Genomic DNA, 21,913 nt, shown 5'->3' with positions numbered 1-21,913 from the left:
TATTGGACACAAAGTAGTATTTAAACTTCCACCATTCGAAGAATGTAGCGTTTCTCTTTAACACTTATGATAAATGTATCAAGTGTGGAGAGGGAGTACACCAATGAAAAGTTTATATAAGGATATAAGATTTCGCTATATTATTATGGCTAATGTGGCATCTTCTATTGGGAGCGGGATTACCATGATAGCGATTCCGTGGCTATTGGTAACAAGCGAGAATGGGAATGAAGTGTTTGGCTATGTAGCAATTTGCATGACCATCATTAATTTTATTCTTACCCCCTTCTTAGGGTATTTAATTGATAAAGTTTCCCGAAAGAGAATGATGGTGAACAGTAAGATTGTCAGCCTCATCGCTTTGGTTCTATTTTCTGCTGTCGGTTTCATTGGTATGGATTACGAGCTATGGCATTACATTATGATTTATATGATTGGCAGCCTCTATTACACCATTTTCTATCCAACGATGTTTGCCTTGAATCAGGAGTTGTTTTGCAAAAATCAATTTAAGGTTTTGAACGGTTTAATGGAGGTTCAGGGCCAACTTTCAAGTATGATTGCTGGAGCGATTGCCAGTATTCTTCTATTAAAATGGGATCTCCATTACATTTTGGTTTTGGATGTAGGTACGTATGCACTTGCCATTTACTTTTTTGTGAAAGTTCCATATGTTAGAAACCAAGTAGTCAAAACCGACGAAAGGAAGGTAAGTGCCTCTTCATCTGTAACTATGAGTTTTATAAAGAGAAATCCAGGTATGTTTTTGCTTCTGATAGCATCGTCTCTGCCGTTTATTTCGGTAATGCTTTCAAACTATCTATTTCCGGTATATCTGGCAGATGTGTTGAAGGTAGAAGGGAATATCTACGGAATTCAGGGGATGGTGTATGGGTTGGGAGCTGTGCTGGCAGGGATTATCGTTCCGTTTGCTGCTAGGAAATTCGGGGATGAGAAGCTGATTGCATCGTCCATGATTCTATATACGATGGCTATTGCCTTTATAGTGTACATGCCCATCCCAGGCTATCTATCTATGATGCTATTCATCGCTATCGGGAATAGTGGTGCAAGGGTTGCTAGGAATGCCTTTATGATGGACCGCATTCCAAATGAAATTATAGGCAGGGTTGATGGATTATTGAGAGCAGTCGGGCTTTTGTTGCGTATTGTGTTACTGGCTTTATTCACTGGTTTAGTATCAATTGGGCAGATTTTATTGTGTTTTTCCATAATGACGGGTCTGCTCGTGATCGCATCAACTTATGTGGTCATTTTCTCTCGGAAACGCATTCCTTTGGTTGAACGGGAGATAGTAAAGGTTTAGTGGGGAGCCAATTTATATGGCTCCTATTAATGTTGTGTTAGGTGATTAATTAATAAGAGTAATTATAGTAACTAAAAGAATTCACTCAGTGGCTCTCTCTACTAAAGCTATAAATGTAAAGACCACTAATTCAAAAGTGAAATTTAGAAAAAATGCCCCACCTTCTTAACCAGATAATCTTGAAAAGCTAAAAAAACAAACCATCCACCAGCCCCTAATCCAATTGATATAAATAGCGATAGGGATGCTTTGAGTGAAAATACTACGATAATTAGTAGTACAGCAGTTGCAGGAAACCCCCATAATACTCCCATAGCAAATTTATTTAGTGTAACGGTTTGCTCTCCCTGTAAATATAGCCAAAATAAACTTAGTAAGCTAACTAAGGGTAAAGCTGCAATAATCCCACCATACTTCGGGAATACTCTTGCAACTTCTGTAACTATGCCAATGATGACTGCTGAGACAAAAATTTTTGTAATTAAAAACATTTTTTTGCTTCCCTACTAAGAAGAGAAAATGCTTTTTCAATCAATTCAATATCTTTTTTCGTCAGGCCCTCTAAAACTTTATTTAGTTTTTCATCATCTAATCGTGTATTTCTGTACAGTATTTCGCTACCTCTTTCCGTCAAAATAACACAAACTTTTCTCTCATCTACAACACTTCTCTTTTTTGAAACAAATCCCTTTGTAATGAGTCTCTTAATATGTTCAGAAGCAGTATTATGAGTTACACCTAAGTATTTTGCTAAATCTCCTATAGTGGTTTCTCTATTCTTTTCTATGTGCTGTAATAATCGAATAGCTTGATGCGATATTTCTTCATATACGTGATGAAGTAAATAATAAATGTTTGTCCAATTTTCATTTAGACTATTAATGGTGGTATTAAAAAACATAAAGATGCCCCCTTTATATATATATCTTATTATACGATATATTCTTATGTAAAGATATAAAATAAAACCGAACTCATTCTACATTAAAATTGAATGAGTTCGGTTTTTCCCAATTACAGCTTATTCCACCAAAAAGAATGCACTTCTCTTAATAACGATATACAACACAGTCATAATTAGAGTAGAAAAAATGAACAGGAGTGGAATCGGCAAAAATTCCGCCCATAATCCTGCAATGAATAGTCCAAGAGGTAACGCTAACTTCATTAGCATGGAAGATGTGCCCGATACCCTTCCTAGCAAATGGTTCGGCGTAAATTCCTGGCGAATGGTAAAGTAGACAACATTTGACATGATAACAGAAAAGCTTCGAATTAATAAGGATAATCCAATTAACCACCATGTGTTTGCAAAAATAAGGACCATCAGACTAATGATTTCAATCAATAGACACCATGCATAGATTCTGCCCCGACCCATCTTTTTTCTTAGTCTGGTAATGACTAGGGTTCCAATTAATCCTCCTACTGCTCCAAAGCTGAACATAAATCCAATTTCTTTTTCTGAAGCATTGAGAATATCAGCAGCGTAAAAGATTAAAACACCTACTACAAGACTTGCAGAAAGATTGGAGAAAATTGTAATGACAGTAGGTGTAAGTAGTGTTTTGTTCCCGAATAATTCTTGAATACCTTCTTTCATATCTTCCCACACAGAAGTCTGCTTTTCTTGTTTCCGTTGTACTGGTGGGACTTGTATAAATAATATAAGTACTAGTAATACAACGAGACAAATTAAGTAGAATGAAAAGCTAATTCCAAATGAATAAAAAGCGATGATAATTCCAGCTACTCCTGGTCCTATCATTGACACAAAAGTGTCTACAAAGGTTAATTTTGCATTTGCTGCCGTTAATTGCTCCTTGGACACCAACTGAGGAATGGAAGAATGCTGCGAATTACCAAACGCATAGCCTGAAGTGGACAAAATAAATCCAAAAATATAGAGATGCCATACAGCAATTTCATTTGAGAAAATGAGTAAAACAACAGCAGATAGCGCAATAATTTGCATAATGACGGCATACTTCATAATCCTTTTTCTATTAAAACGGTCTACCATCACTCCAGCAAGCATTCCTATGAAAATATTAGGCAGAAAATCAACGGCACGCATCATGCTCATTGCAAGTGCCGATTTTGATAATTCATAGATTAGGAGCGGCAAGGCGATCACATAAATTTGAAAGCCGAAGTTTGATATGACTTTTCCAATCCATAGGAACATAAAGTGCTTGTTTTTCCATAAGCTTGGCTCCTGAAAGGTTGGAGCTAATTTCCTTTCCCCCATTAATATCCCATCCTTCCGTAAATCAACAAATATAAGTTTATCTGGTAAAAAGGGGAATAAAAAGTGTACGATTTAAATAGAAGATAGAGCACCTTTTTTAGGGGGAGTGTCGGATTGAAGTTACTAGAACATTATATACGTCTATTAAATGAAATAAATAAAGTAGAAACACCGATTTTAACAACGATGGAAGAGCTTTCGGCAACACTGTTTTGTTCCAAGCGGTACACAAAGCAAATTATCAAAGAGTTAAAAGAGAAAGGATGGATTACTTGGGAGGTTAGGCCAGGTCGAGGAAACCGATCTATTTTGACTTTGCTATGGAAAACGGAAGATATAGAACTAATCAAGGCACAAGAGCTTTTTCAGCAAGGGAAATACAAGCAATCCTTAAAGCCTATGCAGCAATTATCACATGGAAAGAGGGAGGAGTTCTTAAAATCGCTAGAGGGACAGCTAGGTTATGATTCAAAAGAAAATAGGGATATACTTCGCTATCCTTTCTATGAAGCTGTGAAAAACTTGGATCCTTATCAGTTAGTATCACGACATGATGTTCACATAGCAGAGCAAATATATAATACTCTAGTAACATTTAATGCAAGTGGGGGAGAGTTTGAACCACAGCTTGCTTATGCTTGGGAGGTTGATGATTCAGGGCTAAAGTGGACGTTTTATTTGAGAAAAGGAGTCTGCTTTCATCACGGTAAAAAACTAGATGCAGATGATGTTGTATTTACCTTTGAACGATTGTTGCATCTACAAGGAGAAAAGGCAGCGTGGATAAAAGGATTGGTAGAAGCTGTGATGAAGGTAAATACTTATTCGGTTCAATTTCGCTTGAAAAAAGCCAACTACTTATTTCTAAACTATTTAAGCAGTATCCGAGCAGCCATCATCCCGGAGGATAGTAAAACAAACCTTGGTGAAAGACCAATCGGAACCGGTCCGTTTAAGTTACATCACCATGATGAATCAATGATGGTATTGGAGGCTCATGAACAATACTTTCAAGGTCGTCCTTTTCTAAACAGAGTGGAGATTATCCACCTGCCTGAATTGTATCCAAAACAAACACAGCTATCTTTTTGGAAAAATAATAACGATAAACAAATAGAAACGAGCATACGTAAACTAGAAAAAGGTGCAACATATCTTTCTTTTAACTTAAGGAAAAATTGGCCGCTCAAAGACGAAAAGCTGCGACAGTCTATCATGGAAATATTAGACGCGGGTGAGCTTACATCTTACCTTGGAGTTGAAAATAACGCCCAAGCTACAAGCTTCATGCCGGAAAAAAGTGCGGTAATTAGACAAAAAGAAGAGAGAATAACAACTATTAATCTTTCAAACACGTTAGTTATCTGTGGAACGGAAATTAGAAAAGGAGCTAATGTGGAAAGAGAATTAAAATGGGTAGCAGAAAAACTTATCAAAGAAGGATATAACGTCCGATCTGAAATTGTTCCCATTGACAAATTGGCTAAAGATGAATTTTTAAGTAGAGTCGATATGGTTATCGGTGGAATTGCCTTCAGTGAGGACGACGTGCTTTCCTATGTCAGATTTTTTCAAATACCTCATGCTTTTATATACAATTTAGCAGAAGAAAATCTCCAGCATAAGATTGATCAAACCATTCAAAAGGTGGAAAATACATCGGATCGTAGCAAGCAGCTCCGCCTTCTACTTGAACTCGAAGAAACAATTATTAACAGAAAGCTAATCCACTTATTTTACCACCGTGCTCAACAGGTGAACATCTATCATTCTTCCATACAAGGAGTATCCCTTATGAATAATGGAAGGGTGATGTATAAAGATTTGTGGTTTAAGAAGTGAAATTGATCCTGGCCAATTGGTGGTGATAGTGGTGCACCTGTATATCACAGTATGAAAGCTTACGGAAAAGTTAAGGGGTATAGTGGAATTACAGGAATATATATAAATAGAAAATACGATGATACGTTTTGGTCTGACTCGTATAATAATTTTTAATAAATACTATAATGTTTATGAGTATATGAATTTATAGGGGGTGTTTCATTGAAGAAGTTTTCCGTTTTCTTACCTATTATTCTCTCAATAACATTTATAATTGGATGTTCAAATGTTATAGGTAATAGTGAGAGTAAGAAGGGTTTCCTATTAGAAGTTAATGAAGACCAAGTATTATTCGTTGAGGGGATAGAAAGTAACGAATATGAGGAAATAAAGGATTTAAGCTTAGTAGAATTACTCAAACTTGAGGAAGTGCCTAACCTTTTTTATTTAACATATAATGACACAGCAAACCTAACTAAAGGTGATAATATTGAAGTATGGATTAAGAAAGAAGTAGAAACTTCTTTGCCTGCTATGGCTGTGGCTAAGAAGATTAACAGGATAGAATAGCTTTAGGACTATATACTGTTTTTTAATAGACAGAGCCATTATTGCAGATTGTTTTTTTGCTTGAAGTGGGTTGAAGCACTTTCCCTACGTGTCACTCTGAATGTATTTTCAACACAACCCTAGGTGTGTTCCTTACTGTTTTTTACGGTGAACAGTACTTATTACTTAGGTAACCTTAATAAATTTATTACAGCTATCGTGAATGTTCTAAAAAAAAGAAAAAAATACCTTATCTTATATAAAACTTCTCAGAATAATTCATATAGATAACATATAAAGGTGGTTGTAAAAATGAAAAAGAAGGTTAATATACTTAGGGTTATAATCTTCTGTGGTTCTCCTAGATGCTTGTTATTAAGGTTCTCTTTTATATTGATGGCCCTATTCATAGGTGGATGTTCTAACTCCAATCCAGTTGGAAATAGTTTGGACCTTGGTCAGACATATGGGATGGATTGTGTACCTGGAGGGGAAGGAGAGAGCAGAATGTTTGGGGATACGTTTCTCAAACATAAAGGGGATAAGGAAATTACAATTATGGATATCTCTCTCGTAAATGCTGAAGGCATGGAACTAACGGAGGCAGTTTTAGTAAAGCTGGAAGATGATGAATCCCTGATAGGGTTTGGAGAATGGCCACCATCTGATGACCAATTGCCACTACCGGTGAATTGGGATGATCGTATAGAAGCTGTTGATGCGGTCATTCAGCCAAAGGAGGAGTGGAATCTTGTATTTGCCTTAACTTCTACTTCAACTGACACTGGCTCTACTGATTCCGTCAAGATTGAATACAAGGACTCTGCAGGTAAAATCTTTGAACAAGAAACCCTTATCCAATACATTATTTCTCCCGGACCGTGTGAGTAGAGAAAAAATAAGGAAGTTTCACCTTTATTAGGTCGAAACTGTCTTTTATTTTTTGAAAGCCAAGTATTTTTCGTTGAAAGTGCTCAGTGCTGGCGACTGATAGGCAAAATCACAGTGGAATGAGGGCTGTCACCGTGCTCGACCTAGGTAGAAATGAAGATATCGACGAAAGTGATGGGGATATCAACGAAAACAGGGGAGATATCAACGGAAACGGTGGAGAAATCGACGAAAATGGTGAAGATATCGACGAGTAGACACAATGTGACGTATTTCGCTAATTGTCCCACCACACCCATCCCCCTCACATGCCTCTACCTCCTTGGGAAAATGCAATTTTTGGGAAGTTTAGGCGCTCCTGCGCCAAGTGGGGCGAGGTATCCTTCCTCAAACGCGAAATGAAAGCCCGAATTTTGGATATTCCTGTTTTTGGGTCACTCAAACGCGAAATGAAAGCCCGGACTTTGAATTTACCTGCTTTTGGGTCTCTCAAACGCATTTTGAAAGCCTTTTTGGAAGTTCTCCTCGTAACATATCTGTGAAAGTTCTATCCTCCACCAAACCCACATTCTTTACGAACGCAACGCAACGTAATAATGATTATATTTTGTTCTTAAAACAAATACTATGCAACAGGTCCATTAGATCGCATGTGAAGAGGAGTGATTAATCTGTGAATAATGATTTGCACTATAGTGAGGATAATAAATTTATACCAGTTACATCTGTGTCTGCTCATTCAGGGACTGAGGTGGCTAAGGATTTGTTTTATTACACTAATCAGGTGGTGAATATTTGTCTTTACGGGAATCCAGAACAAATGAATGGATGGGTGCTGATTGATACTGGGATGCCTAAATCTGCAGTGGAGATTCTTTCTGTAGTGGAAAAGAGATTTGGTCCGAATAGTCGGCCTAAAGCCATTATTTTAACCCATGGTCATTTTGATCACGTTGGGGCATCAGTCGAGCTAGTGAAACATTGGGATGTTCCAATATATGCTCATGAGGCAGAACTCCCCTTTTTGACTGGAAAAAGTAGCTATCCTGAACCAGATCCAACGGTAGAAGGAGGATTGGTCGCTAAAATGTCCTCTCTGTTTCCGAATGAACCAACCAATCTCGGAGATCGTGTGGAAATGCTCCCTTCTGACGGAACTGTTCCAGGAATGGACGGATGGCGTTGGATTCATACACCAGGACACTCCCCAGGACATGTTGCCTTTTTTCTGGAGGAGGACCGTACGTTAATTGCCGGGGATGCATTCGTTACCGTTAGACAGGACTCACTTTATAAAGTGCTTGTTCAACAGCAGGAAGTTTGTGGTCCCCCTAGATATTTTACTACCGACTGGTATGAAGCTTGGGAATCCGTGAAGAATCTAGCTGCATTGAATCCGAGAGTAGCAGTCACAGGGCATGGCACCTCAATGTCTGACGAAGAATTGACGAACGGATTAACAAGACTCGTGCAAGATTTTGAGAACATGGCAATACCCGATTATGGACGATACATTTAAATTTTAAAAAAGCAGGTGGACATCATGAAAGCAGTCCTTATCAAGGGAAAAATGTCGTAGCAGTAAAAAAGTAAAAGCTCCGGTGATTCAAGATCGTGAAGACGTCATAATCAAAGTCACTTCAATGGCAATATGTGAATCTGATTTGCACTCCAATGGGGATTGTGGAAGAGGTGGGACCAGATGTGACGAAAGTGAAAAAAAGGGGATCGAGTGGTATCCCATTTACCGTTGCTTGTGGCTCCTGCCATTACTGCGAGCATAATCTAGAAAGCCAATGTGATAATGCATATCCGTACTATGATTCAGGAGGCTATTTTGGTTATTCAGAGAAATATGGAAATTATCCAGTGCCGTTTGGCAACTACACACCTTTAGTCATCCCACAGGACTGCGAGCTGGAGGATGAATCCCTATTACTGTTATCTGACGTCCTTCCAACAGCCTATTGGAGCGTTGATAATGCCGGTGAAAAAAAGGTGATACCGTCATAGTACTTGGCTGTGATCCAGTCAGTTTTTTGACTCAACACTTCGCTTGGCAAAAAGGAGCCGAACGTGTCATTGCGGTAGATTACATTTCCAATAGACTGGAACATTCTAGAAAAAACTACCATACAGAAGTATTTGATTTTACCCAATACGAAGATATGTGGGAAACCCTTAAGGAATTAACGAAAGGCGGTGCAAATGTAGTCATTGACTGTGTGGAGATTGATGGAAATGCTTAAGCTCCAAGGAGGTACACTTGGACCAATCCAGATTGCTACAAAAGCTGTTCGAAAAGCAGGAACACTTCAAATCATAGGTGTTTACGGTGGCTTATACAATATGTTCCCGTTAGGTCCGTTCTTTATTAGAAATATTAATATAAAAATGGGACAAGCTCCAGCAGTCACTACATGCCTCATCTCTTCAAGGAAATCAAACATGGTAGTAGCATTGATCCAACGAAGATTATTACTCATTCTATGTCCTTAGAAGACGCGGCTCACGGATATCACATCTTTAATAACAAAGAAGATGCCTGTAAAAAAGTTGTGTTGAAGCCTTAATGTATTAATCAAAAGCCTACTCATTTAAAGGTAGGCTTTTCCAATCAAAGGACTTCGGGTTTTAATAGCATATATAATGTTGCCCTTTTATTTTTCAGCTGATATCCAGCATTCCCTTCTTCGTTACTTCCAACAACTGTGAATGAATTTTCCCCGATTTCTTGATCAATCTCCTCATCTAAAATCATCTCAGTTAAAGCTTGATCATTATTATTCAACTTACTACGTCTGCACAGTCTACAGATGATTGGGAAGCTTCTGAGCAGGTCTATGTTTTTTTCTATTAACTTCCAAACACATATAATTTTATATAGAATTTAAGGTAACATAGAGATATATTTGTAAATATCTGAAAAGGAGCCAGGAATTATGGAGTTTTTTGCAAACCAGCATGAATGGATTAAACGCACAAGGGAAACGCTTTTTGATTATTGTGAGGGCATGGAGCAGTCTGATTACTTAAAAGAGCTGGAAAGCTTTGGAGGGGATTCCATTCGGAATTTGCATGTGCATGTTGCAGGCTGCTATCAGTTTTGGCTTGGAAAACACGGTCTTGGTAAAACAATACCAAAGGTTGAACCGGAGACAGTGAAAAACGTACATGAAATGAAAGTGCTTTTCCAAAAAATAGATGACCTTGTGGAAGAATTTCTGCAAAACTATAAAGACAATTGGGGAGAAGCTATTCCTGTTACCTTTAGAACAGGGGATTCTGCTTTATTTTCTACGCTTTGGCTTTTCACTCACACTACCACCCACGAATTTCATCACAAAGGACAAATTGTAAAAATCGGTCGCCAGCTAGGATATATTCCACCAGATACTGATTTAATTGATCCAAGGCTTGCTGAAGGGCTGTTTCCGTGACAGCCCTTATTCCCGGATTTTCTCCGATTGTTCTAACAACCGATTCATCGTCAATTCACCAACAGCAATGTCTACTATTTGGCCATCCTTATTAATAAAGAAGCTTGTAGGCATACTCAATACTTGATAATGTCTAAAAATACCTTCTGTGTCTAGTAAAATGGGAAAAGTTAAGTAATGTTCCTCGACAAAATTTCGAACCTTTTTTTCACTATCATTACTTGTAATATTGATTGCGAGTATTTGTACTTCTTCTCCATAGGTCTGATAGAATTCTTCAAACACAGGCATTTCATCCTTACACGGATCACACCAGGTAGCCCAAAAGTTGAGGATAACTGGTTTGCCTCTTAAATCAGAGAGTGTAATTGTATCTCCAGTTAAGGTTGAAAGGGTAAAATCATACGCTATGCTATCCTCTTCTGAAGTTGTTGCATGCTTCGGGCTATTAAAATGTGTATAAACTGCCCCTGCACATAATGATAGATAATGCCTATTGCTATGAGTGAATTCCACTTCATCCCAAAATACCTCACAATTACTATGAATTATTCAAACAAGCTTTCTATAAAATATTGAATTTGTGCAGTCCAAATATTTAAATAGAGCATTTTATCAAAATAAATCATAAATCCAAGTATCAAAATGATAAAGCCGCCAATTTTCATGAGAGTAGAAGAATACTTTAAGATGAATTTTAACTTGCCGATAAAAAAGGCCATAATAACGAACGGAATGGAAAAGCCTAAAGAATAGGCAGTAACGTTCATAAAAGTTTCTGCAGGATTTACAATACTTGAATACGTGATAATAGATCCAAAGATAGGACCGATACACGGTGTCCAGCCTGCTGAAAAAATAAAGCCAACAAAGAAAGAATTCATATAAGAGACCGACTTCTTTTTATGGCGAAACTTCCATTCCTTAAACATAAAAGAAGGCTTAATTATCCCCATCATAAATAATCCCATTGCTACTAGAAATATTCCCCCAAACATCGTAAGAACTCTTTGGTGCTGTGAGAAGAAGGCCCCTAAAGAACCAAGAGAAAACCCAAGTATGTAATAGACTAAGGATAAGCCAAGGCAAAAGGAAATAGAATGTAGCAGAACCTTTTTTCGAAAACTATTCTTTCTCTTATTATCTTTCAAATCAGATACAGAAATACCAGTAATATAGGATATAAACGAGGGATATAGCGGTAAACAACAAGGTGAAATAAAGGCTAATAAGCCAGCAAAAAAAGCAAATATAACAGTCACATTTTCCAAATACTATCACTCCCGACTATATAATAGCACGGAAAACAAGAAGGATTTAACCTGAATATTGAATATTTTGGTAATGAAATAGTTTCGATGTGAATCCAATTCCACACTCATCCGTATAAAAGTTAGATGAATAGGTATGGGGTGGTATGGAGATGAATATATCGAATGTCCTAAATGCTATGCAAGGGAATTAGGGATAGGTAAGCATAGTGGATATGGTGTGATGTTTCCGAAAAACAAAATGAGTTTGATGTGTTCGAGCATTGAATACTATCTTGATGATTTTTATAAAAGGGTTAACTAAAAACTTGAGTGTTAGGGGCTTTCCTAGCACTTTTTTCATGTTAGGAACACATGAATTTTTTTTGCAACCAAAGTACCTATTAAAACGTCAAATATTTAATTTAGGGAGATAGGAGGGTCAAGAGATGGCTGAAATAGAAAAAGTACATAGCTTAGATATGAACATTTTATTCCATAAGTTGATGGATAAGTATTGTGAAGAGCTTCTGAAGCTGGCCTATTCTTATGTGAAGGATAGACAACTTTCGGAAGATATCGTTCAAGATGTGTTTACACGTGTGTTTGAACATTGGGATTCCTTTAGAGGAGACTCTTCCTATAAAACATATTTATTTAGAATTACAATAAACCGTTGCTACGATTATTTAAGAAGTGCGACATATAGAAAAAACCACCTACTAAACTCTTTTCAACATTTTATCAGTTTACATACAACGGAAAAGCATGTATTAGATAATAATGAAAAATATCATGTGGGCCAAGAAATATTAAAGCTACCGATAAAGTACAGAGAGGTCATAATACTTTACTATTATAAAGACTTTTCCATGGAGGAAATTTCTTCCTTACTAAATTGTCCAGTTAGCACGGTAAAGTCTAGAGTACATCGGGCAAGGGAAAAGCTGAAAATTAAGCTAGGGAGGTATGAACATGAATAAAAAAGTCATAAAAGAAAGCTTAGATTTTTATCTTGAAGAAAAATTAAAGCCTATGGAAAGCCTCCAAACAAATATTTTTAATAAGATTCATCATAAAAATGATAGACCTCGATTCAATATAAATATTCCTGTCGTAAGTACCGTACTTATGCTGATGCTACTGATATCAAGTTCTGCTTATTTCTATTTGAATAATAAAAGCAATGAACAACAAACATCTGCCCTCATATCCCAATTAGAAAATGAAAACAAAAAATTAGAGGCGGAATTAATGACACAAGAAAATTCGGATGGATTAATTGTGGATGTGGAGGATGTCGTCATAGAACCGAATGCATTCCCCGAGGAGTCCAGGATAGAGCTAGAGAAATTAAACTATGAAGGGGACATAGAGGATATAAAAGAAAAAGTGCTGGAACAAACAGAATTAATTCCTTATGAGCCAGTTCTCGGAGGAGTCATGGCTTTCAGAAAAGATAGAGTAAAAGTATTGTCCCACGAATGGGTTTTCGCACCATTTGATGATGGTCATATCGGTGGTCACTTGCTACTAAAATATGAAATAAAAAATGGGGAAATAACGGATTGGGAAGTAGTAGCTTCCTATTTGTTTGGGGAGTAGTTACGATTGATGAAACGGATCTTCGGCATACACGTATACTTATTAAAGGCTAAATAAATGGAGGTGCATTTTGGACTCAAAAGTTCAACCGACTGTAAGGATGAGAAGGATACTAAATATTTTTGGTATATTGATTTTTGGTGGATTAGCAATATCCTATGTCATTCCCCTGCCTATCTCAAGTAAATATACGAATGAATTTATTTTATTTATGCTTGTAAGTACCATACTTTACTATATTTTAGTTAACATCTATTTCATGGGGCAAATGGGGGAGAAGATTTTTACGAGAGTTCTTTTTATTGTAGGATTGTTTAGTATTTTTATGGCGTTTTACATCTGACTATGAGTGAGGGAGGGGTAAAATGTTTTTTTCCTCGAAAAAAGATTTTTTCTGTAGCTTAATAATTTGGGGAGGTAGCGCTGTTCTTATAGCATTTTATTTGGCAGGTGCTGCTGCAACGAAGGATGCATTATTGACCTCGGCGTTAATTCTACTGTTGATGTGGTTATGGTTTGGGACGGGTTATAAAGTGAAAGACGGGCAGATTAAAGTATATTTTGGACCGTATCGTACGACCGTAAACATAAACGAGATTACAAAAATCGAAAAAGTGAATAATCCATTTACAGCTCCGGCCTTGTCCATGAGCAGATTGTCGATTATGTATGGTAAGTATAAAACAATCGAGCTTTCACCTAAGGATAAAGAGGAATTTATAAATGTGCTTCTTCACGAGAATCCGTCTATAAAATTTGATTAAGAAACTCCCCTCAAACGTCAATTAATGTTTGAGGGGAGTTTTCATATCACTTCAAGCTTTGAAGGCATTGCGACCCAGTGCCCTTCTTTAATTTCGACTAGCTCGGCGTTATTTAATTGATATCTATCTGCCAAGTCAAATTCTTGATAATGAGAAGTCTTTCTGTTGTATTCGATTGTCGGATCTGGGATAGGAATGGCTTCTAGTAATGATTTTGTATACGCGTGCTGAGGATTAGCGTATAGTTCTTCGCTTTCTGCTAATTCGACTATTTTTCCTCTATACATTACCGCTACCCGGTCACTGATGTGCTTTACCATGGAAAGGTCGTGGGCAATAAAAAGATACGTTAGTCCAAGGTTTTTCTGCAGGTCCTCCAATAGGGTGACAATTTGTGCTTGGATGGAGACATCAAGTGCTGACAGTGGTTCGTCGCATACGATAAAGCTTGGTTCTACTGCCAATGCACGGGCTATGCCAATTCGTTGTCTTTGGCCACCAGAAAATTCATGAGGATACCTTTCTGCATGAAAAGACTGTAACCCCACTAATTCTAATAATTCCTCGACTCTTTTCTTTCTCGCAACTGACCCTTTTGCAAGTCCGTGAAGATCTAATGGCTGCCCAATAATATCTTCTACTTTATACCTCGGATTTAAGGAAGAGTATGGGTCTTGGAAGATCATTTGCATATGCTTCCGTAATATTTTTAATTCCTTTTTGGTTAAGCGATTTATGGGAATTCCCTTATACAGTATTTCTCCGTCAGTTGGTTCATGCAGCCTTAAGATGGCTCTTCCAGTGGTGGATTTTCCTGAGCCTGATTCCCCAACAAGTCCTAATGTCTCTCCTTGTTGGATATGAAAATGAATATTATCTACTGCTCTTAGAACCTTTCCTTTGCCAAGAGGGAAGTGTTTTTTTAATCCTCTTACTTGTAACAGTGGTTCAGAAGGATTGGTGGAACTAATAATGGATGGAGCTTTCTTTTTCTTTTTTTCATCGAGCCTTGGCAGTACATGTAGTAATTTTTTTGTATAGCTATGCTGTGGGTTGGCAAAAACATCCACGGTGCATCCTTCCTCGACTATCTCTCCGTCCTTCATTACCACTACCCGATCACACATCCGTGCGACTACCCCGAAATCATGCGTGATTAATAGAATGGATGTCTGGAATTTTTCTTGCATCTCCTTCATCAAATTCAAAATTTGAGCCTGAATGGTCACATCTAGTGCAGTTGTTGGTTCATCTGCAATCAATAAGGCAGGATTACAGGCGAGGGCAATGGCAATGATGACCCGTTGACGCATCCCACCTGAAAATTCATGTGGATATTGTGAATAACGCTCCTCACTGTTTGGGATGCCAACTAGCCTTAGCATCTCAATGGCTTGTTTTTTAGATTCTTTTTTTGATAGCTTTTGATGTTTTAAGATGCTCTCTTCTAATTGTTTTCCGATTGTCATGGTTGGATTTAAAGAGGTCATAGGGTCTTGGAAAATCATGCTTATGTGACGGCCTCTTATGTTTTCCATCTCTTTTTCCGTTTTTGTTAAGAGATTATCAGATTGAAAAAATATTTCTCCAGATTTTATGAAGGATGGAGGAGAAGGAAGTAATTGCATAATGGACTTGGCCGTTACACTTTTCCCACTACCTGATTCGCCGACAATCCCGAGTGTTTCTCCTTTATTGATGGAAAAACTTATCTGTTTAACCGCATCAAATTCACTGCTCCCAGTTCGAAAAGATACGCTTAAATTTTGTACATCCAATAACTTTTCCAATATCATCCACCATCCGAATTAGTTTTGTTTACTTTTTATGGAAAAAAATAGTTTTAAAAAAATGAATTTTTTATCTTGTAATAAATATGATTTAAACTATACTATACCTATCGGAATTTAGCAATTTAAAGTGAGGGGGTGAATTTTCTTCTAATGGAAGCTGTAAAAAGTCAAAATCAAAAGCACCTGACATCATCAACTAAAGCTGGCAATGGATTACAACAAAGCTATGAAAAGCTCTGTCTTGCCCCTGTTTATAGATGGCTTGTATACGTGGTTGGATTTCCTGTTGTGCTAATCGTTGCCTTGTTGTACGTAATCAAAAAGAAAGAGGATCCTTATTTAAAGATGTATGAAAAAGTAAAAAAATCTTTCGAGGAAAAGGGAAGGTTTGAACAGCTGGCAGCTACGTACAAACTTCAGCATCAGCGGAAGCAAAGCTTTTTTCAACAAGTGTCTCATTCAGAAAACATCTCTAAAGAGGCAATGCGCTGGGCAAATGAAACTTATCAGAAGGAGATCAATGCGGAAGTGGCAAAGCTTTTGCAAACTGCGGGGAAGCAAAGGGTGACCTTTGACACTACCTTTACTGAGTTATTGGAGAATAGAAGGTTTGTCCTCCTCACGTTTGTTCCAGGGTTAATCATGTATGTGCTTCTTTACTTGTTAGGAAACCCCTACATAAAGTTCATTGGTGAAAGATTGGCGATGAGTGTGTTTGTTGTAATAGGAGTGGCGTTTTTGGTGTTTACCATTCTGTACATATCTCCCTTTAATCCTGCAGCAAATATATTAGGAGAGTCAGCCACCCGGGAGCAGATTGCTGCTTTTAACCACCTTTATGGGTTGGATCAGCCATACTTCGTTCAGCTTTGGAATGCTCTGAAAGGAATTGTCACGTTTGACCTTGGAAAGTCGTTTACCGGAAATGAGGATGTGGTCGACAGTATTATGCGAAGATTTCCGATCACCATGGTGTTAGCAGTACTTTCTTTGCTGATGGCAATCATGATCGCAATTCCCATTGGCATTATAGCTGCTACTAAGCCGAATTCCTTTTTCGACTATACGTTTATGTTCATCGCACTGATTGGATTATCCATCCCAAACTTTTGGCAGGGCTTAATTTTCATTCTTAACTTCTCTATTAAACTACAATGGCTACCTGCGACCTTCAGTCCGAATAATTGGCTGTCGATTATCATGCCTGCTGTTGTGTTAGGTACTGCACTCACTGCATCTATTGCAAGGATGACGAGATCGTCCACACTCGAAATCATTCATGAGGATTATATGGTAACGGCGAAAGCAAAAGGATTAACGAAGCAGCGCGTTCTTTGGAAGCATGGTGTAAGAAATGCCATGATCCCCATAATTACCGTGATAGGCTTGTTGTTCGGCGGGATGCTTGGAGGAGCAGCAGTTACCGAAAAGGTTTTCAATATTAGTGGACTTGGGAGCTTCATCGTCGATAAGCAATTTATTCCGGATATCCCCAGTGTAATGGGGGGAGTTGTATATATCGCTATTACCATTTCGCTAGTCAATTTACTCATAGATGTCCTTTATGCGTTTTTTGATCCACGCATTCGGACAAAAATGAAACATTAGTAAAGCAGGTGATGCCATGAAAGCAGAAATGCAGCAGGTACCAGAGTATGTGAAATCCCATTCGTTGAAGCTTTCTGCAGAATATAAGCAAGCAGGGTTTGCGTTTGTTATGTCACTCGTAGTTACATTCCTGTTCCTTGTGATTAGTGTAGACTTTCAGCCATTTGTAGTGGATTCAGTGCGGATGTTTGTTACGGCATTTTTTGCGCTTTTTACCCTGATTCAACTAGTAATCTGGTGGAAAGTTAGACATGATTTACGAACAGCTGGGATTGTACGCCCCGCTACTAGGAAATTAGGAATCATCCAAATTGTAAGTCTTTTAACAGGTAATCTGTTCACGGCAATTGCGGGGTTCCTGCTGGTAAAAAGAAAGGTTACACCAGAGTATGTGTATGCAATCTATATGCTTGTGACGCAGTTATTTATTATTGGAATTTCATCATTAAATCTCTTTAAACCTTATGTGTCAGACAGCTTTCCAATCGCCATGCTCTTATTGTTAATTATTCTATTTATCTATCTTGTTACCTTAGGAGCATTGGCATTTGACGTATTGGAAAGACAAAAAAAGTTAGCAGTTCCTATCGCTATTGTCCTTTTTATCACGGCGATTACCGGAAATCTTTTTGCGCTTCTGACCGGCTATTTTATTTTGAAGAAACGATATGGAATAGACAGGGCGGTCAACCAAGCATTTTATTCAGTTTTAAAGAAGATATCCGCAAATACGACTTCCATGATAGGGATGTTTTTTATTGTTTTTGCCTTTTCGATTTCTATTTGTAGCTATTTTACCTTTGATTATAGCCTTGCAGTAGAAAATAATTATGGAGCCCTTTTGCAAGCGCCAAGTCTTGCCTATCCACTAGGCACAGATAACTTTGGCCGAGACCTTTTTTCGAGGATTGTGTTCGGAGCGAGAATTTCTCTAATTGTTGGAATTGTGTCCACATTCATTCCGTTTGTAATTGGTGGAGCACTTGGGGCGATATCAGGGTACTATGGCCGTCATACGGACAATATCATCATGCGCATATTGGATATCCTTTATGCCATTCCCGGTATTTTACTGGCGATCGTTATTATCGCAGCATTTGGCTCCAGCACGACTACGTTAATCATCGCATTAAGCGTTGGCGCCATACCGACATATGCAAGAACGATGCGTGCGAACGTCCTGATGGTATCGAATTATGAATATGTGGAATCCGCGCGTGCACTTGGTGCTAGTAATACCTCCATCATTTTTCGAGAAATTGTCCCAAACTCCATGGCACCGATGATTGTGAAATCTTCCTTAACGGTCGGTGGAGCGGTAATTGCCACAAGCAGTTTAAGCTTTCTTGGTTTAGGAATTGGACCTCACATACCAGAATGGGGAAATATTTTAAAGGTAGGAAGTACTTATTTAGAGTCGCACTCTTATTTAGCGATCTACCCCGGTGTAGCTATTATCCTGTTAGTTCTTTCATTTAATTTTCTTGGTGATGGATTAAGAGATGCCTTAGACCCGAAAGTTGATTAATTATTTTAAGTAGGAGGAGATCTTTTTGAAGAAAACGTATGTAACTTTTTTAATGATTGTGCTGTTGGTTTTATCTGGATGCATCAATACAAAATCAAGTGTCAGTGAGGAAGAAAAAGCAAATGATGGAGTGGCCAACACGAACGAGGCAGTAGAAATTGAAGTGTTGGGAATGGCAAGCTCAGAGGATGACTTGAACATAGTACGAGATCAGTTAGAGAAAAATGGCTTTAAGGTGAAGCTGAACATTCAGCCTGACTATGGAAGCTTTACTGCCCAAAAGGATGCAGGTAACTATGATATCGCTCACTCTAGCTGGACCACGGTAACGGGTAATCCAGACTATGCCGTTCGTGCCCTGTTTAAATCAGAGGGAGCAAACAGCATAATGTCTGATGAAGAGGTTGATCGATTAATTGATCAGGCAAGTACAGAAACACCTGAAGAATTTGCCACTACCTACAAAGAATTAGAGCAGCGCCTTGTGTTTGACCAGGCATATATTGCACCACTTTACAACTCCTTTAAAGCGCAGGGAGTAAACACGGAAATCCTGAAAGAAGAAACCGTTCGACTTGCAAAATCACGTGCAGTCGCATGGGAAACGATAGATTATCAGGATACAAGTAAAAGAGACTCCACCCCGCTTGTTACACAACAAGCGATTGGAACACTCACCTCCCTCGATCCGATCAAAGGGAACGATGGATCTATCAATACGCTAAATACAAATATGTATGTTCGGTTAGTTAATTTAACAGATGATGATGTAGTCACCTCTGATGGCTCCCTATCAAGAAATCATGTAATCGCAGATGGAAATTCAGAGTATTTCTTCCTGCTGAGAGATGATATTAATTTTGCCAAAATTACAGATGAGAAAGCGGAAGATACAGGGGAGCGCGTTGGGGCAGATGATGTTATATTCTCTTTACAACGTGCAAGCAATGCAGAATCCGTCCCAGATCATCGCACATACAGTTTGCATGAGCACATTCAAGATGCAGAGCTTGTAACAGACCTTTCCGTATTGGATTCTACCCAACAGTCCGGTGGAGAAGGAACCGTAAGAGAAGCACTGGAACAAGGCATTGATGCGAAAATTGGCGAGCTAGTGACAGACAAAAATGATGCAAACAATCAAGAAGGAAAATACCAGGTGGTGAAGGTGACAACCTCCAAACCATTCCCGCAGGTGCTAAATTACTTAGCCCACCAATCAGCAGGAATTGTTTCGAAACAGCAGGTTGAAAATATCAACACATATGATGTTGCAAGCTTCGACCCTACAACCGATATTCCTTATGGAGATCAAAACACGGTTACAGAAGGTGCACAATTTGACAACCATTTATATGCAAGTGGTCCATACATCTTAAAAAGCAAAGACGATTATGAAGCAACCTTCTTGAAAAACCCAGCCTATATGCCTGGAACTGACAATGAAGCGAACATCTCAACTGTCATCGTAAAATTCATTCAGGATCCGGACAGTGCTTTATCAGCATTAAGAAATGGCGAAATTCATTTATTCAATGGAGTTCCTGAAACAAAATATGACCTAGTAGAAAACGATGAAAAGCTTTATTTACAAAAGAATGATAGTAACGCTGTCATCTATCTTCTCTTTAACACAGAAAATCGTGAAGTTTCCAACAGCGAAGACTTAAGAAAAGCAATCCTGTACTCCATCAATCAGGATGAAATCATCAGCTTCTATCAAAACAACAAGAAAAAAGCCGTATCAACCGTAAGCCCGCTAGTAGATACAGGTAATGAATTAGTAGCAGATCCGGAAAAAGTGCGGGAGTTTTTGAGTAAGTACCATAACCGATAAGTGGGTTGGGGGGACAGTCCCCACGACCCACAAACCGTCAGTAGATGAATGCTGGCGGTTTTTTTTATTTGCGATGGGAGTTTGTTTGATAGCATAATAGTATTAAAAATTCATTAAAGGATGAGAAGCTTGAAAATCGAAATGTTAAAGCAATACGAGGTAGATACTATAACGGAAATATGGTACCGGGGTTCTGTGCAATCACATAGTTTTATTGACAGTAACTATTGGCTCGCCCAAAAACAGGAGATGCGAGATAAGTACATTCCAATGGCACAATCCTATGTTATATACCATGAAAACGAGGTCGCTGGGTTTGTTTCAATGGTAGACAATTACTTAGCAGCACTATTTATTGACCCTGTGTATCAAGGGAATGGCTATGGAAGAGAACTGCTACAATTTATTAAAGGCAAATACTCTACCATTTCCTTAAAGGTTTATAAAGAAAACAAATCCGCAATACGATTTTATGAAAAGAACGGTTTTCTTATAAAAGAAACACTACTAGATGAAAACACAGGTCATGGGGAATATTTAATGGAATGGTGTTAGTGGATCGGGGGGACAGTCCCTACGACCCACTTTTATAAACTGTCACCTTCTCAGTTGCTGATGTTCGTTCTCTTTTTAGAGGTACATTTTCAAAATATCCTAAGTGAAGGAATCCAACGATTTTCTCTCCTGGTTGGACCCCAAGTAGTTTGTGCACCTTCGGATCATAAATATGAGGATTTGTTTTCCAAACAACCCCAAGCTTTTGTTCCCATGCAAGCAATTGAAAGTTTTGAATCAATGAGCTGACTGCACCAAAATTCTCTTCCCATTGCTTTTGCCTTGGATCCTCTTTCATTATTACAATAAGGAAATGCTGCTGGCTGGCTAAAATAATTTCTTCTGTTTTCCTGCATTTCTGCTGGAAATGTTTTGACTAAATCCTCCACAAATCCTTGCTTCTCAGAAGATGATACAAAAATAAACCGCCATGGCTCTCGCAGTCCATGGTTCGGTGCCCAAATTGCATCATCCAATAGCCCAAGAACTGTTTCCTCTGTCACTTCCTTATCCGTGTATCCAGCTTTTATCGAACGACGCTCGCGAATAATCTCTGCTATGTTTGATTTTTTCTTTTCCATTGGAAGTCCTCCTAAATGGGTAGAGGGGACAGTCCCTATGCCCCACCTCTGACCACTTATTAGCATTTTGATTTTGATAATCATTCTCACTAATCTATTTTAGTACAAAA

General features: G+C 38.2%; 22 protein-coding genes and 2 pseudogenes. 16 read left to right on the top strand and 8 right to left on the bottom strand.

Annotated features, from left to right (window positions below):
- The first annotated feature begins 103 nt into the window (after positions 1-103).
- On the top strand, positions 104-1,327 hold the full coding sequence (locus LRP81_RS05900) for an MFS transporter (protein WP_230500332.1): 1,224 nt from the start codon (positions 104-106) through the stop codon (positions 1,325-1,327).
- A 143-nt stretch (positions 1,328-1,470) separates the two neighbouring features.
- Here LRP81_RS05900 and LRP81_RS05895 read toward each other — a convergent pair whose 3' ends face one another.
- The 3 genes from LRP81_RS05895 to LRP81_RS05885 form a co-directional block, all read right to left on the bottom strand.
- A complete protein-coding gene (locus tag LRP81_RS05895; protein WP_230500331.1) occupies positions 1,471-1,818 on the bottom strand; it encodes a DUF3147 family protein in 348 nt (115 codons plus the stop codon).
- Positions 1,809-2,228: a MarR family winged helix-turn-helix transcriptional regulator gene (locus tag LRP81_RS05890; RefSeq protein ID WP_230500330.1), complete on the bottom strand. Its 420-nt coding sequence runs from the start codon at positions 2,226-2,228 to the stop codon at positions 1,809-1,811. The genes LRP81_RS05895 and LRP81_RS05890 overlap by 10 nt, the downstream gene beginning before the upstream one ends.
- Positions 2,229-2,348: 120 nt before the next feature.
- Complete coding sequence (locus LRP81_RS05885) at positions 2,349-3,578, bottom strand: MFS transporter (RefSeq protein WP_230500329.1); 1,230 nt, start codon at positions 3,576-3,578, stop codon at positions 2,349-2,351.
- 114 nt (positions 3,579-3,692) lie between these two features.
- Between LRP81_RS05885 and LRP81_RS05880 the strand changes: the two genes are divergently transcribed.
- From LRP81_RS05880 to LRP81_RS05855, 6 genes and pseudogenes are all read left to right on the top strand, one after another.
- Entirely contained in the window at positions 3,693-5,420 is a 1,728-nt protein-coding gene (locus tag LRP81_RS05880) for an ABC transporter substrate-binding protein (RefSeq protein ID WP_230500328.1), read from the top strand.
- A 204-nt stretch (positions 5,421-5,624) separates the two neighbouring features.
- Positions 5,625-5,972: a DUF3221 domain-containing protein gene (locus LRP81_RS05875; RefSeq protein ID WP_230500327.1), complete on the top strand. Its 348-nt coding sequence runs from the start codon at positions 5,625-5,627 to the stop codon at positions 5,970-5,972.
- A gap of 291 nt (positions 5,973-6,263) precedes the next feature.
- Positions 6,264-6,842, top strand: a complete 579-nt coding sequence (locus LRP81_RS05870; protein ID WP_230500326.1) for a hypothetical protein — start codon at positions 6,264-6,266, stop codon at positions 6,840-6,842.
- An 86-nt stretch (positions 6,843-6,928) separates the two neighbouring features.
- Positions 6,929-7,099 carry a hypothetical protein gene (locus LRP81_RS05865; RefSeq protein ID WP_230500325.1) on the top strand — a complete coding sequence of 57 codons (171 nt, stop codon included), beginning with the start codon at positions 6,929-6,931 and terminating at the stop codon, positions 7,097-7,099.
- Between the two features lie 416 nt (positions 7,100-7,515).
- A complete protein-coding gene (locus LRP81_RS05860; RefSeq protein ID WP_230500324.1) occupies positions 7,516-8,361 on the top strand; it encodes an MBL fold metallo-hydrolase in 846 nt (281 codons plus the stop codon).
- Positions 8,352-9,415 (top strand): annotated as a pseudogene (locus LRP81_RS05855) (zinc-binding dehydrogenase). Before LRP81_RS05860 ends, LRP81_RS05855 begins: the two are co-directional and overlap by 10 nt.
- Before the next feature lie 44 nt (positions 9,416-9,459).
- Here LRP81_RS05855 and LRP81_RS05850 read toward each other — a convergent pair.
- Entirely contained in the window at positions 9,460-9,633 is a 174-nt protein-coding gene (locus tag LRP81_RS05850; RefSeq protein WP_230500323.1) for a hypothetical protein, read from the bottom strand.
- Between the two features lie 151 nt (positions 9,634-9,784).
- Between LRP81_RS05850 and LRP81_RS05845 the strand changes: the two genes are divergently transcribed.
- Positions 9,785-10,282 carry a DinB family protein gene (locus LRP81_RS05845; RefSeq protein ID WP_230500322.1) on the top strand — a complete coding sequence of 166 codons (498 nt, stop codon included), beginning with the start codon at positions 9,785-9,787 and terminating at the stop codon, positions 10,280-10,282.
- A 6-nt stretch (positions 10,283-10,288) separates the two neighbouring features.
- Here the strand turns inward: LRP81_RS05845 and LRP81_RS05840 are convergent, their stop codons facing one another.
- Complete coding sequence (locus tag LRP81_RS05840; protein ID WP_230500321.1) at positions 10,289-10,798, bottom strand: TlpA disulfide reductase family protein; 510 nt, start codon at positions 10,796-10,798, stop codon at positions 10,289-10,291.
- A gap of 32 nt (positions 10,799-10,830) precedes the next feature.
- A complete protein-coding gene (locus LRP81_RS05835; RefSeq protein WP_317987039.1) occupies positions 10,831-11,544 on the bottom strand; it encodes a cytochrome c biogenesis CcdA family protein in 714 nt (237 codons plus the stop codon).
- Positions 11,545-11,981: 437 nt separating this feature from the next.
- On the opposite strand from LRP81_RS05835, the gene LRP81_RS05830 reads away from it, so the two are divergent.
- From LRP81_RS05830 to LRP81_RS05815, 4 genes are all read left to right on the top strand, one after another.
- A complete protein-coding gene (locus LRP81_RS05830) occupies positions 11,982-12,515 on the top strand; it encodes an RNA polymerase sigma factor (RefSeq protein ID WP_230500319.1) in 534 nt (177 codons plus the stop codon).
- Positions 12,508-13,137: a hypothetical protein gene (locus LRP81_RS05825; protein WP_230500318.1), complete on the top strand. Its 630-nt coding sequence runs from the start codon at positions 12,508-12,510 to the stop codon at positions 13,135-13,137. Before LRP81_RS05830 ends, LRP81_RS05825 begins: the two co-directional genes overlap by 8 nt.
- Before the next feature lie 70 nt (positions 13,138-13,207).
- Entirely contained in the window at positions 13,208-13,480 is a 273-nt protein-coding gene (locus LRP81_RS05820) for a hypothetical protein (protein ID WP_230500317.1), read from the top strand.
- 22 nt (positions 13,481-13,502) lie between these two features.
- Positions 13,503-13,901 (top strand): PH domain-containing protein, encoded by a 399-nt coding sequence (locus tag LRP81_RS05815; RefSeq protein WP_230500316.1) that lies wholly within the window; start codon positions 13,503-13,505, stop codon positions 13,899-13,901.
- 41 nt (positions 13,902-13,942) lie between these two features.
- Here LRP81_RS05815 and LRP81_RS23330 read toward each other — a convergent pair whose 3' ends face one another.
- Entirely contained in the window at positions 13,943-15,691 is a 1,749-nt protein-coding gene (locus tag LRP81_RS23330; RefSeq protein ID WP_317987037.1) for an ABC transporter ATP-binding protein, read from the bottom strand.
- A gap of 153 nt (positions 15,692-15,844) precedes the next feature.
- On the opposite strand from LRP81_RS23330, the gene LRP81_RS05800 reads away from it, so the two are divergent.
- The 4 genes from LRP81_RS05800 to LRP81_RS05785 all read left to right on the top strand — a co-directional run bounded on the left by LRP81_RS05800 (position 15,845) and on the right by LRP81_RS05785 (position 21,222).
- Positions 15,845-17,302: an ABC transporter permease gene (locus tag LRP81_RS05800; RefSeq protein ID WP_230500315.1), complete on the top strand. Its 1,458-nt coding sequence runs from the start codon at positions 15,845-15,847 to the stop codon at positions 17,300-17,302.
- A gap of 16 nt (positions 17,303-17,318) precedes the next feature.
- Complete coding sequence (locus LRP81_RS05795; RefSeq protein ID WP_399207145.1) at positions 17,319-18,830, top strand: ABC transporter permease; 1,512 nt, start codon at positions 17,319-17,321, stop codon at positions 18,828-18,830.
- 25 nt (positions 18,831-18,855) lie between these two features.
- The gene (locus tag LRP81_RS05790; protein WP_230500314.1) at positions 18,856-20,667 is read left to right on the top strand and encodes an ABC transporter substrate-binding protein; all 1,812 of its coding nucleotides are present in this window, start codon (positions 18,856-18,858) and stop codon (positions 20,665-20,667) included.
- Between the two features lie 129 nt (positions 20,668-20,796).
- The gene (locus LRP81_RS05785; protein ID WP_230500313.1) at positions 20,797-21,222 is read left to right on the top strand and encodes an N-acetyltransferase; all 426 of its coding nucleotides are present in this window, start codon (positions 20,797-20,799) and stop codon (positions 21,220-21,222) included.
- 19 nt (positions 21,223-21,241) lie between these two features.
- On the opposite strand, the pseudogene LRP81_RS05780 reads toward LRP81_RS05785, so the two are convergent.
- Positions 21,242-21,803: pseudogene (locus LRP81_RS05780) on the bottom strand (nitroreductase family protein).
- Between the last annotated feature and the right edge of the window lie 110 nt (positions 21,804-21,913).

The sequence above is a fragment of the Sutcliffiella rhizosphaerae genome (assembly GCF_917563925.1).
Taxonomy (GTDB): Bacteria; Bacillota; Bacilli; order Bacillales; family Bacillaceae_I; genus Sutcliffiella_A; species Sutcliffiella_A rhizosphaerae.
Note: the sequence above shows the minus strand (reverse complement) of the source record. Positions and strands in the feature narration are given on the sequence as shown.